The sequence below is a fragment of the Actinoplanes aureus genome, assembly GCF_015704865.1.
Classification (GTDB): Bacteria; Actinomycetota; Actinomycetes; order Mycobacteriales; family Micromonosporaceae; genus Actinoplanes; species Actinoplanes aureus.
Genome location: NZ_JADQTO010000043.1, coordinates 5,108 through 17,577, shown reverse-complemented (window position 1 = coordinate 17,577; position 12,470 = coordinate 5,108). Strand labels below are relative to the sequence as shown.

12 protein-coding genes are annotated in these 12,470 nt (G+C 64.3%); 6 read left to right on the top strand and 6 right to left on the bottom strand.

What is annotated here, in order from left to right:
- Window positions 1-921: 921 nt before the first annotated feature.
- The 4 genes from I4J89_RS50600 (at window position 922) to I4J89_RS45560 (ending at window position 5,086) form a co-directional block, all read left to right on the top strand.
- Complete coding sequence (locus I4J89_RS50600; protein WP_309238773.1) at window positions 922-1,392, top strand: integrase core domain-containing protein; 471 nt, start codon at window positions 922-924, stop codon at window positions 1,390-1,392.
- 309 nt (window positions 1,393-1,701) lie between these two features.
- Window positions 1,702-3,666, top strand: coding sequence for a cellulase family glycosylhydrolase (locus I4J89_RS45570; RefSeq protein WP_196420480.1), 1,965 nt, complete (start codon window positions 1,702-1,704; stop codon window positions 3,664-3,666).
- A gap of 385 nt (window positions 3,667-4,051) precedes the next feature.
- Window positions 4,052-4,264, top strand: coding sequence for a hypothetical protein (locus I4J89_RS45565; RefSeq protein WP_196420479.1), 213 nt, complete (start codon window positions 4,052-4,054; stop codon window positions 4,262-4,264).
- 300 nt (window positions 4,265-4,564) lie between these two features.
- A complete protein-coding gene (locus tag I4J89_RS45560; RefSeq protein ID WP_196420478.1) occupies window positions 4,565-5,086 on the top strand; it encodes a DUF998 domain-containing protein in 522 nt (173 codons plus the stop codon).
- Between the two features lie 312 nt (window positions 5,087-5,398).
- Here the strand turns inward: I4J89_RS45560 and I4J89_RS45555 are convergent, their stop codons facing one another.
- Both I4J89_RS45555 and I4J89_RS45550 read right to left on the bottom strand, forming a co-directional pair.
- Entirely contained in the window at window positions 5,399-6,076 is a 678-nt protein-coding gene (locus tag I4J89_RS45555; protein ID WP_196420477.1) for a hypothetical protein, read from the bottom strand.
- A 69-nt stretch (window positions 6,077-6,145) separates the two neighbouring features.
- Complete coding sequence (locus I4J89_RS45550; protein WP_196420476.1) at window positions 6,146-6,700, bottom strand: hypothetical protein; 555 nt, start codon at window positions 6,698-6,700, stop codon at window positions 6,146-6,148.
- A gap of 241 nt (window positions 6,701-6,941) precedes the next feature.
- On the opposite strand from I4J89_RS45550, the gene I4J89_RS45545 reads away from it, so the two are divergent.
- Complete coding sequence (locus I4J89_RS45545; RefSeq protein WP_444876228.1) at window positions 6,942-8,066, top strand: IS701 family transposase; 1,125 nt, start codon at window positions 6,942-6,944, stop codon at window positions 8,064-8,066.
- A gap of 412 nt (window positions 8,067-8,478) precedes the next feature.
- On the opposite strand, the gene I4J89_RS45540 is transcribed toward I4J89_RS45545, so the two are convergent.
- From I4J89_RS45540 to I4J89_RS45530, 3 genes are read right to left on the bottom strand one after another with little or no spacing between them, the layout of a single operon-like run.
- Complete coding sequence (locus I4J89_RS45540) at window positions 8,479-8,697, bottom strand: hypothetical protein (protein WP_196420475.1); 219 nt, start codon at window positions 8,695-8,697, stop codon at window positions 8,479-8,481.
- A 23-nt stretch (window positions 8,698-8,720) separates the two neighbouring features.
- Window positions 8,721-9,095 (bottom strand): hypothetical protein, encoded by a 375-nt coding sequence (locus I4J89_RS45535; RefSeq protein ID WP_196420474.1) that lies wholly within the window; start codon window positions 9,093-9,095, stop codon window positions 8,721-8,723.
- A gap of 59 nt (window positions 9,096-9,154) precedes the next feature.
- Entirely contained in the window at window positions 9,155-9,367 is a 213-nt protein-coding gene (locus I4J89_RS45530) for a hypothetical protein (RefSeq protein WP_196420473.1), read from the bottom strand.
- A gap of 927 nt (window positions 9,368-10,294) precedes the next feature.
- Here I4J89_RS45530 and I4J89_RS45525 point away from each other — a divergent pair.
- Entirely contained in the window at window positions 10,295-11,167 is an 873-nt protein-coding gene (locus tag I4J89_RS45525) for a hypothetical protein (protein WP_196420472.1), read from the top strand.
- 110 nt (window positions 11,168-11,277) lie between these two features.
- Here the strand turns inward: I4J89_RS45525 and I4J89_RS45520 are convergent, their stop codons facing one another.
- Window positions 11,278-11,874 carry a DUF6461 domain-containing protein gene (locus I4J89_RS45520; protein WP_196420471.1) on the bottom strand — a complete coding sequence of 199 codons (597 nt, stop codon included), beginning with the start codon at window positions 11,872-11,874 and terminating at the stop codon, window positions 11,278-11,280.
- Window positions 11,875-12,470: the final 596 nt, after the last annotated feature.

Below are 12,470 nucleotides of genomic sequence, written 5' to 3'. Positions count from 1 at the left end.
GATGGCACGAGGGCGCTGGTCGGGTGGGCAATCGTTGCGCACCGAATGCCGTATCCAACCGCGCGGGCGCGACAACGGCGCTGATCATCGGACAGACCCAACCCAGGTTCCTAGGATGGCTAGGCATGGTGGCTCGGGTTACCGTGCCGACGCAATCGGCACGTAGTAGCAGCTCGATGCGCCGCCGCGCGATTGGCCGACGGCATCACGGACGCCCGCAGATGTCTCAGCCGGTTCAGTCGCCGTAGCCCGTCGGGTGCCACTTCAGGGTGATGGCTCTGGCCTGGGCAGATACGGGTCGGGCAGGCTCGGTGGTGTGGTGGTTCATACGGTCGCGTTGTTGATCGTTCGGCGGTTTCTAGGGGTGTTGGGCTGCGGCCCGACCCGCAACGCGGATGCGGTGGAGATCGCTGTGCTTCGGCACCAGTTGGCAGTGCTACACCGCCAGGTTCCGCGTCCGCGTTACCGCCCGACCGATCGGATGCTGTTGGCTGCGCGGGCGAAGCTGCTGCCGCGGGAGCGGTGGCGGTCTTCCTGGTTACACCGTCGACGTTGCTGCGCTGGCATCGGGAGTTGATCGTCCGCCGGTGGACCTATCCGTCGGCGGGTCGTGACCGGCGCGGTGTGGACGAGGAGGTCGTCGCGATGGTGGTTCGGCTGGCGCGAGAGAACCCCCGGAGGGGTTATGTGCGGATCGTGGGAGAGTGCCGCGCCCTCGGCGTGCGGGTGTCGGCGACTTCGGTGCGGCGGATCCTACGCCGGCATGGTCTCGGGCCGGCACCGCGGCGAGGCGGCCCGACTTGGACCCAGTTCCTGCATACTCAGGCCAGCGAGCTGCTGGCGACGGACTTCTTCACTGTGTAAACCGTTGGTCTGACTCGGCTGTACGTGCTGTTCGTTGTCGACGTCCAACGACGCTGGGTGCATCTGCTGGGGATCACCGCCAACCCCACCGGAGCGTGGGTGGCGCAGCACGCCCGGAACCTGCTGATGGACTTGGATGAACAGGCGCACCGGTTGCGGTACCTGATCCGGGATCGGGACGCGAAGTTCAGCGCCGCGTTCGACGCGGTCTTCGCGGCGGCAGGCATCGACGTGGTGAAGATTCCGCCCCGGACGCCTCGCGCGAATGCGTACGCGGAGCGCTGGGTGCGCACCGTTCGGTCCGAGTGTCTGGACTGGACGCTGATCTGGAACGAACGCCAGTTGCACCGGGTACTGATCGAGTACCTGCGCCACTACAACACTGTCCGATCGCACAGAAGCCTGGAACTGCAACCGCCACGTCCGGCCCGTCCGCTGACCCTTGTCGAGTCGGCCACCGCACAGTCGCTGGTGGAACGGGTCGACGTACTGGGCGGGCTGATCCACGAGTACCGTCGCGCCGCTTGAGTCTTCCTGAGCCCGCGCCGCTGTGCTCATAGCGGCCCTGCTGCTACCCGAGGCGGTTGCGCCGCGCCGAACTGCGCGCACCGGGCCGCGACCTTCTGAGGCAAGTCCCCGCCACGCCCGAGAACCGTGAAACCGCAAACTGGCACCCTTCAGGGTACGCAGGGACTCAGAGGGCGGGGAGAATGCCCTCTTTTCGGAACTTCGACGTTCATTGATGGCTAAGGGTTGTGTTTTGTGTCCGGGAGATCACAGGATGTCATGGGAGCGCTCCCGCGCTCTCGTCCCCGACCCCCATGAAGGAGTTCGAGCGTGTTCGACAGGCAAGCAAGGAGACGCCTGGCCGCCGCAGCTGCCGGGCTTGCCCTGGCACTGACCGGCGGCGTCACCGCGCCAGCCGTGGCCGCGCCCGGGGCGGCAGCGGCCGTGCCAGCGTCCGACTGGCTCCACGTGCAGGGCAACCAGATCGTCGACGAAGCCGGTAATCCGGTCTGGCTTACTGGAACAAACTGGTTTGGCTTCAACGCCTCGGAGCGGGTCTTCCACGGCCTGTGGTCAGGCAACATCACCGAGATCACCAGATCGATGGCGAACCGCGGCATCAACATCGTGCGCGTACCGATCTCCACTCAGCTTCTGCTGGAGTGGAAGGCCGGGACCTTCGGTACGGTCAACGTCAACACGTACGCCAATCCCGAGCTGGCCGGCAAGAACAGCCTGCAGATCTTCGACTTCTGGCTGCAGCTCTGCGAGCAGTACGGCATCAAGGTCATGCTCGACGTGCACAGCGCCGAGGCCGACAACTCCGGGCACATCCACCCGGTCTGGTACAAGGGCGCGATCACCCCTGAGCTGTTCTACCAAGGCTGGGAGTGGGTGACGAACCGTTACAAGGCCAACGACACGATCGTGGCGATGGACATCAAGAACGAGCCGCACGGTACGCCGAACGACACCACCCGCGCCAAGTGGGACGGCACCACCGACATCGACAACTGGAAGCACACGGCCGAGACCGCAGCCAAGCGGATCCTGGCGATCAACCCGAACGTCCTGATCCTGGTCGAAGGCCAGGAGATCTACCCGCGGGAGGGTGAGACCTGGTCCTCGCCGAACACCGACCCCGACCTGTCGCCGAACTACTACTACAACTGGTGGGGCGGCAACCTGCGCGGCGTTCGCGACCACCCGATCAACCTGGGCGCCAACCAGGACCAACTGGTCTACTCGCCGCACGACTACGGCCCGCTGGTGTTCAACCAGCCGTGGTTCGACAAGCCGTTCGACAAGACGACACTGACCAACGACGTGTGGCGGCCCAACTGGCTCTACCTGCACGAGAACGGCACCGCACCCCTGCTGATCGGTGAATGGGGCGGCCGACTCGGGCAGGACCCCCGCCAAGACAAGTGGATGACCGCCCTGCGCGACCTGATCGTCGAGCACCGCCTGCACCAGACGTTCTGGGTACTCAACCCCAACTCGGGCGACACCGGCGGCCTGCTGCTCGACGACTGGAAGACCTGGGACGAGCAGAAGTACGCGCTGCTCAAACCAGCCCTCTGGCAGCACGGCGGCAAGTTCGTCGGCCTCGACCACCAGACGCCGCTCGGCGGCGCGGGCAGCACCACCGGCATCAGCCTCGGCCAGCGATACGGCGACGGCGGCGAAGGCGGCGACACCACCGCACCGACCGCGCCCGGCCAGCCCGCCGCGAGCAACGTGACCTCCACCGGCGCCACGCTCACCTGGACGGCGTCGACCGACAACACCGGCGTCACCGGCTACGACGTGCTGCGGGCCACTGGTTCCGGCGCGGCGAGCGTGGTGGCCACGGTCTCCGGCACGACCTACGCCGCCACCGGGTTGACGCCGTCCACGGCGTACACCTTCAGCGTGCGCGCCCGCGATGCCGCCGGCAACGTCTCGGTGACGTCCGCCGGCCGCGCCGTCACCACCACCGCAGGTGGCGGAGGCGGCGAGGACCGGGGCTGCTCGGCCACCTACAAGACAATCAGCGCCTGGACCGGCGGATTCCAGGCCGAGGTCACGGTACGCAACACCGGGACGACCGCCAGCTCCGGATGGTCGGTCAACTGGACCTATCCGAGCGGAACCACCGTCGGTTCGGCGTGGAACGGCGTGCTCGGCACCCCGGCTGTGACCGTGCGCAACGTGGCCCACAACGGCGCCCTGGCCGCCGGGGCCAGCACCTCGTTCGGCCTGATCGGTTCCGGCGCGGCGGCGACACCGACCCTGACCTGCTCCGCATCCTGACCCACCCGTACCCGAAAGGTCTGGTGTGCCGGCGGCGGAATCTCCCCGCCGGCCGCCAACCCGGTCGTCCTCAACAGCTCGAGCGGCTCAACCTGCCGTCGGAACGATGGATTAAGGCGGGTTCGTGGCCGACGCAACCGACCCGCACGCTGACCTCCCGCGGTCATCAGCGCGGCTAACGCGACGAAACGGCGGCGACCCGAAGGTCACTCGCCGTCTCGCCGGTCGTGGTGCCAGGCCGGTACTCGCAGAGAGATCTCAGCCCGTCCTCGGCGATGGTGCCGCGGGCGTCGTGCGGATGTTGCGGTAGATGGTCACCTCGACAACGCCAGCGACGACCTGCTCGCGGTCACCGCGTTCCCGCGCGAGCTCTGGCGCGGGCTACTTGTTCGACTTCATCGTCGACGGCTCGCCACAGGCGTATGCCGACTGGGCGGCGGACTACTTCGAGGGTGATGTTGATGAGGGCGCGGTGGCGGCAATCCTAGCTGGAAAGCCCTTAACGCCGGAATTGGTGAGATCACTACGTCAGACGACAAACTTCGACGCCATTGCGTCAGAGGCAACCAGCATGGGGTACCCGGTCGCCCAGCCGTAGATGAGCAAGGCCGCGTGCGGAACGTTCAAGCGACTGAGGCAGCAAATCGGCAAGTACCTGCACTACGCCGCCTCTTCGGCAACCTCGATGCCGGGCCGTTCGTCCGAGGAGAAGACGCCCCGTTTGCCTGCCTCGCTGGGGCGTGAGGTGAGGGGTCTGCGCTGAGCCCTCGCGCGTTGTCGGCGGCAGAAGAGGAAGCCGGTATCGAGCAGTAGCCGGCATGGTTCACCGTGAGCCCGCCAACCGCAACCCGTCAACCAAGGTTGACGCATGAATTGTGTGTCAACTACAGTTGACACCATGACGACCTTGACAGCCATCGCTGTGGCTGCCCCTAGGCGGCTACCTTCCCACCCGAGCCGGCTTCTCGTCGCCGGCCTCCTCGTCGGTCCTCTCTTCACCGCGGGATACCTGACGCAAGGCGCTTTCCGTGGCAACGGGTACTCCCAGCTTCGTCATCCAGTCAGCTCTCTTGCTCTCGGGCCGCAAGGTTGGGAGCAGATCGCGAACTTCGGAGTCTGTGGACTGCTGGTGATGCTGTTCTCGATCAGCCTGCGCCGTACTCTGCGCACCGGCCCGGGCGCGCTGGCTGTGCCGCTGTTGGTGGCGGTATGGGGTATAGGGCTGATCGGTGCGGGAATCTTCGTCACCGACCCCGTGGGTGGTTATCCGACGGCGGCCAGTCACGTCACCTGGCACGGCCAAATGCACGACTTGGCCTTCTCCCTGCCCGCCTTCGTTGCGCGGACCCTCGCCATGCTGACCGCGGCTGTCGCGTTTGCGCGCGTCGAGAGGGCTGGTTCGCGCTGTGTTCGGCGCTGAGCGGGGTCGCATTCGCTGCGCTGTTCGCCTTCGCGGAAATGGCTTCTCCGGCATTGACCCGTGGGCTTCCGCTGCGGGGTTGTGGCAGCGACTGTGCGTGTCTATCGGCTGGCTCTGGCTTGCCCTCCTTGCTCTGAACTGCCGCCGAGCGGCCCGCTGAACCGCCGGTCGTGCGCCATGTCATCGGCAGAGTCGGATGTCAGCGCCCCCTGCCGCCGCCACGAAGCGTGACGCGCTCGGCAGGGCGGCGCGCACGGACAGCGGCATGAGAGCTCGACATCACCATGCCGATGAGCAGAACCCCAGGAATTTTCATGGCCGTTGATCAATCCCGCGAAGCTGGGCCAGCAGAACGCCGCCTTCCCGGTCCGTTGACCACAGCGAAGTCGGCAGGTCGGATTGGTTCCATAGCGCCGCAACGACCTCACGCAGCGACCCGAGGTCCCGGGCAGATATCCACCAATCACATTGGCCCGGCGCATCCCACAGCATGATCTTTGCGTCTCGATGCTCGAAGCGGTGCACTGTATGGCCAGGCCAGCCCCTTGTCGTAGGAATTGGCGTGAATCGCTGGCGAAGGGCGTCGAGCGTCGCTGCTTCCAGCTCAATCGCTTGGGCCTGAACCAACGGCTGTTGCGATAGGCATGACGCATCCCATCGGCGTGCCGCTACGAACCCAGCCACGTTCGGGCTGTACTCGGTGGTGCCACGGACCCATCCGGTGCGCTGCCAGATCTCGCCGCCGACCAGTACGACGGGACTATCTGCGCCGTCGAGCGGCACGCCCCAGGCGCATACGCCCTGGTTCTCGACGGCGATAACCAGAACCGCTCCCGGCCACCCGGGGAACCGTCGGTCCGCCGATTCCGGCCTGTCTATCAGCACACGCTCGGGAAAGATGACCTGGTCGGTGTAGGGCTTCGCGATCTCGCGCGCGACGTCGTCAGTCACCAGACGCAGAAGATCGTGGGGAACGTCGATCAGGCTCATGACCGGTGTATAGCAGGCACTCCTCACCCAACCACGAGCTGCCACAGCGCTCGGTCAGCGGCATGAGAGTCAATCGTGGATCGCCCAAGCGCCCCTCGGCAGCCAGTGGGTGAGATCATCAAGCGCCTCGGCGGGGTAGAACACGGGCCGCGTCAAGAGGCGGTCCCCTTCCCGTTGCACGTTGATCGTCACGCCCAAGGACTCCGAGGCAGGCACGCCCGCACTCACATACACGAGCTCGGTCTCGGGCGGCCGCGTCTCGGCTCGATCGACCAACCATTGCTCCAGGACCGAAGGCACCCGGCCGACCAATGTCGTGCCCGCCACCGATACCTGCGGCCCGCACAGGGCATCGACTACAACGCCCGCAAGCCCCTCATCCCGGTAATAGAGATGCAAGCCGAATGTTCGGTAGACGCCCTCCACGACCGTGGAGACATTCGAATTCGCAGGCCAACAATGCTGACGCCTCTCCACCTCCGCAGTGACGGCGACCATCGCGTCCGCCACTTCTTCGGGACTCATTCCGAAGCGCAGCGGCCCCACCGCCACTAACGGCTCCAGCGTCCACTGCTGCCGCTCTTCGTCCGGCAGCACATGCCACCACCCCTTGAACATGATCACGGAGAATACGACAGTGAGAGGGAGGCTGAAGCACTGCTACGGCGCTTCCTACACATCACACAGCCGGACGCACTCATCTCGGCAAAGTCGGATGTCGAGCTCCAGAGACCCGGCTACGTTCCGTGACATGCTCGTTGGCGGCCAGCGCGCACGGACAGCGCAGATGCGGATGCGTCGGAATTAGTACTGCAACGGCACTCAGCAGGCAGAACGAATCGATGATCGGCTCGTTGTGTGATGCGTGACGGCGATCGAGGTTGATCAGTGGTCCGGCGAGCTTGACCGGTTGCATGCCCGGTTCGCGGACCGGTTCACCAGGTCAGAACCGCGGCGGAGGGCCCGGCAGTATCTGTCTGGGCTGGTCGCCGGGCTTGACCGTAAGAACGGCTGGATTCTCGCGGAGCAGGCCGGTGACCTGACGCCGGACGGGATGCAGCGGTTGCTGCGGTGGGCCGACTGGGACATCGACGCCGTACGTGACTACGTCATCGAGCACCTCGGCGACCCCCGAGGTGTGCTGATCATCGATGGCACCGGCTTCCTGAAGAAGGGTGTGAAGTCCGCCGGCGTTGCCCGGCAGTATTCGGGAACCGCCGGGCGGATCGAGAACTGCCAGATAGGTGTCTTCCTGGCCTACCGCTCGACGCGCGGGCACGCGTTGATCGACCGGCAGTTGTATCTGCCGCAGGCGTGGACCGATGACCGTGACCGCTGCCGGGTGGCCGGTGTCCCGGACGAGGTCGGCTTCGCCACCAAGGTGCAGATGGCGCGGGAGATGCTGACCCGGGCGTTCGCCGCGGGAGTGCCGGCGGCGTGGGTGACGATGGACGAGGCCTACGGGCAGTCGAAGTCGTTGCGGGTCTGGCTTGAGGACCACGACCAGCCGCATGTGGTCGCGACTTGTTGCAACGATGACGTGGTCACCACGAGCATGGGCCGGGCCCGCGTCGATGAGCTGATCGCTTCGCTGCCGGGCCGGGCCTGGTCGCGGATCTCGGCCGGTGCGGGTGCTCACGGACCTCGCAAGTACTGGTGGGCGCGGGTGCCGATCCGGGTGTTCTGGCGGCCCGGCCGCGGGCACTGGCTGCTCGCCCGGCGCAGCATGAGCACCGGGGAGCTGGCCTACTACGTCTGCTACGGACCGCGGAAGACCAGGCTGCTGGACCTGGCCCGTATCGCCGGGACACGCTGGGCGGTCGAGGAATGCTTCCAGCAGGCCAAAGGTCAGGCCGGCTTGGACGAGTATCAGGTCCGGGACTGGCGAGCCTGGTATGCCCACATCACCTTGTCGATGGCCGCTTACGCCTGGCTCGTCGTCGCCCGCGCCCTGACCGCGACAGAGCAAACAGCAGCCATGGCGACATGATGATCGGCTACACGGTACCGGAGATCCGGCGCCTGTTAGCCGCACTGTTCGTCCGCCGTCACCAGCCCAAACACATCTGGTGGTGGTCACGCTGGCGACGACGACGCCAGCAACAAGCCCGCCTCAGCCACTACAAACGCCGCGGCTACGCACTCTGCTAAGTGCCGTTGCAGCACCAGTGAGGCTTCGCCTCGGACCGCCCAGTTTCGGGCACAGCGTCACCCAAGGACCTGCGGCCTGATCATGACCGGCCGCGGTCACCCGCTGCGCCGAGGTCCGACCGCGCCGCGGTCGATCTGCCACTCCTGAAGTGGCTGGTCAGGCAACATGCCTGCGAGATGGAGCGGGCATCCCCACGCTACGCCGAGCGGAAACTTGTCTCAATCATGAAGAACTCAATGACCAAAGATCGTTAGGAGGGCCGATACAACTTCGCTACGTCATGGCGATACCGGATAGCCGCCTCGACTCGTACTGCGCTGCCGACGAAGACCAAGAGGCCGGCGAAGTAGTAGCCCCTCATCGGGATGCCGTCGCCTACGAAGCCGATGGCGGTGATCAGGAGACCGATGATCACAGCGAAGGCTCCGAAGGTCCGCGCTGCCTCGCCTGGCTGTTCATCGATGCTCATGGCCGACAGAGTACGGACTGTGGTCAGCGGGCCAGTGACACGGTCAGGTAAGCGGTCTCGCACTGCTTGTACCAGCGACGACACGGGTCCGGGTGCTTCGGATGGCCTGCTGGGCGCGCAGGAAGGCGATCCCGCCGGGCGTGGCGACGGTGACGGCGTTGACCGCCCGTGCTCAGCCGATCATCGCAATTTGGGCGCATCCCGGCCGCGACGGCAGCCACGGTCGCTGCTGCGAGCAGCACATTCGGACGAGGCGCAGCCGGGATGGCCATCACGATGGCGCAGCAGAGCAGCGTTGCCGCGGCCGCACCAATCGCGAGCTCTGCGGTGCCGGAGGCCTTGTCGATCCGGTCGAGGCCGACATCGACTGCCAGCCAGGTACAGCCATCGACCAGCACGCCGTACGTTGCCCAGCGGCCGCCACGGGCGAGCACGTCAAGCCCGAGGACCAGAGCGATCAGCGCAGCTCCCGCGCCCAGTACGTGTTGTTCTCGCCGAAGAAGTCCGGGCCTGTCGGCTCGCTCAGCGGCTGAAGCACGGTCACGCCAAGCGCCCACACCACCGCTGACACGGCCGCAAGCGTCACCATCACGAGCCGTCCCGCCGCCACCCACCATCGGGCCGAACCGGTGACAGCGCCGACGAGGGTACGGCGGTTAAGAAACCCCATGGCGGCAGACGCTCCCGAAGGTGATGAGCAGACTCCGAGTCACACCGAAGCCTGGAAATCCGAATCGATGATGTGCCAGAAGGCGGGCGAATCCAGATCGAGCGGCGGGCGCGCTCAGTGATCGACACCGGGCACGACGCCACGCCGACAGCCAAAGATCAAATCAACGACTCAATTTCGGTAGCCGGGAACCCAGGCGGTGGCGGCAGTTCAAGTCTAGAACCCTCAACATTCCTGGCTAGCTGCCCGCTTCCCACGTCGAGCCATCGCCTCGCGCAAGCCATCCAGTCCTGTACCCGCGTAACGAGCAGCGGCCAGGCATGGCGAAATGTCTCAATAGACGTTGCCATTACCAAATGCACACACTACGGGCAAGGCTAAAAACATGTGACTTTTGTTCCATCGCATTGAGGTTGATCGATCAAACTCGGCCAGCGAGGATCAGGATTGCGAGAATGTGTCCGGATTGATCAGTGATCGGGGAGACGAGCTTTGGTAGGAAATCGATCAAGGACCAGGAAATTTGGCCTAGTGATAGCCGTGCTATTTTTTCTAGCCAGCCCCACTGCCGCAGCGGCAGCAGAGCCGTCGGGCGACTTACCTCCTGGCGTTATCCTTGCCCCCACCCCGGATGCCCGAGGGGAGCATCCTGAGGTAATGTCGGACGCAGTCTCTAATTCCGTAGCACCAAGCTCAAGCTGCAGCAATGTGCGCAAGAGACTCGACCAATATCGTAAGCAAGGGAAAAAATCCGTCCTTTGCGTAGAGACACCTAAGGCCAGCAAGGTAGAGGTGAATCAGACCTCTCCTCGCGCCGCCGCCCTTTGGTGCGATGGCATGAATGCGAATGTATGGTATAGGACACGTACTTCACTATGCATGTCAAGCTGGGAACGGGGCTGGACAACCTACCGACCGTCTGACGGCGTGATTCTCGGAAAAGCGCGCATCGCACTTTCTCAGCACATCGAGCTGAACACCACCAATACTAGATTCAGCCAGACGTTCTCGTTCACCATTAAGGAAGCATGGGGAGCGCTGGCTTCTTTACGCTATAACTTCGTCCCGAGCTGCAGTTCCGGGTGTACAGCTAGTGGCGGCATCACATCGCCGTTACTTAACGTGGGGTCGTCATGGTCAGGCACCTTCACGGGATATTCGGTCAACGCCGCTTCAACAACATCTTTCTCCCCGAACGTTACGATAACACTTATCAATCCCGCAGGACAGCCAGGAGGGGCGACCACCTTCACCGTAAATCCCGACCATCCGATACGTTGCGACAGCCAGGTTGGCTCTTATCCCGGATGCGTCATACCGACCGTAATTCCAACGCTCTATATATCCGTCGCGGAGTCGGGTGCAGCCGCACACAATATCCTCTTCGCGCAGACCTATCTGCCGGACAAGTGGGGCAAGTCTAAGCCACTGCGCCGACTCGCGGATACGGGAATCCAGGATACAAACCGGAGAGCCATTTGCGACGCAACATTCGTCCCTGACCCCAGCGTAGTAGGCGGCGACAGCTGTGATGAGTTCGCTTTCGCCGCCTCATACCAGAGCGGCAACATGCTGGGCGTCAAAGGTTCGTCCTGTGCCGAAATCAAGCCGTACATCGACCAAACCACGGGAACTTGGATGATCGCGCCGGCGGGACGCGGATGGAACGGCAGTGAACGGTGTGTGCGCGGCCACGTCGCGCTAGCCGACAACACTAGCGTCGGGTCGCGCCTTGGATCATTCACCAGTGCCTTTCGAGTGCTCGACTATGACGAATACTGGGTATCAGTCATTGATTGACGAAGCACCGGCGGCTACCATCGAAGGATGGTATGGCAACTCGAACGGGGTGATCCATCCGGCGGGATTGGACCACCCCGTTCTCCCCAGAAGGGTAGGACGGTGCCACTCTAATCATCCATCCACGAGCCTTCCGCGGATATTTCGACACTAAGCAAAGGCCCTTCTACTGCTGCGCCATCGAGCATGATTCCCAATTCCAGTGTCGCGAGCGCCAAGGTGGCGGTCACCACATCAACTTCTGGGTCGACTGAGCCGTCTCGCACCAAACCGACCTGGACCATGGCCTCGGCAAAGCGATCAGGGTCGGCACCTCGGCGCCACATCGGCATTAGAGGGTCGAAGGAGGTAACTACCTCGCCGTCCTCGATAAGAGTAAAGACCGAAGTTCCGTCCGCTGTTCGGAGCATCGAGACGACTTGGGTGCCGACTGACAACTCTCGGATTAGATCCTGATCGCTCCCAAGGCGTCCGAACTGCTCAAAGACGAATCCCCACCTCGGGATAGTCCCCGTACGTACGACTGGGAGTTCAGCGCCGAACTCGGCGCCAGCCTCAAGCATCGTCATGACCTCTGCATCGGCAGGGTCTCCGCCCAGAGCGCGGAGCATGTCGGTGGCCTCACGACCTTTGACGAATATCAAGCTGAAGCCGAGAGAAGCGTACCGGGATACCCATGCCCACCTTGCACGGATTTCTTCATGCATGCACTGAAGATAGCCCGGCTTCGACGTCGTGTCATCCGCGCGCAAGTAGGCCCACGCCCGTCAGCCCGCGCTGACGTTTCGGCGCGCGGTATAGCCGCCGCGAGAGGTGGCGTCTTGCCCTCTGCAACGCCGTCACGCCGAGCGGTTCCACGGAGAAGAATGGCGCGACTGTCGGCGTACGGCTTCCAGTGGCTCTGGCAAGATTTCGTAGCGAAGATCGCTTAAAGCCGACGTACGAGACGCTGTCCATATGTGACGTTGAGCTGCGCGAACTGCTGCCCTACCCGACCACGGTCATGGGTCCATGATCTCAAGCGCTGAGCAGGCCCAGAGCGCCGTGTCGGGATTGCTTCCGGTCCGTTTCTCTGGGCCTCTCGCCGAACCGGACCTGCGTCTCTCAACGCCATCCGGCTCTCCACGGTCTCTGTCGTCAGGCGTGGACGGTTGCAACGGCCAGCTGGAGGCTGGTCAGCGCGGAGAGCTGACTGAAGGTGAGATGCACTTTTGCCGCTTGCGCCGCGTTAACAGCGGACCTGTGCGGGTGCTCGGATCGCGGCATGAGCGGACGTCCAGAGGGCGGCGATAGACATGTCCTG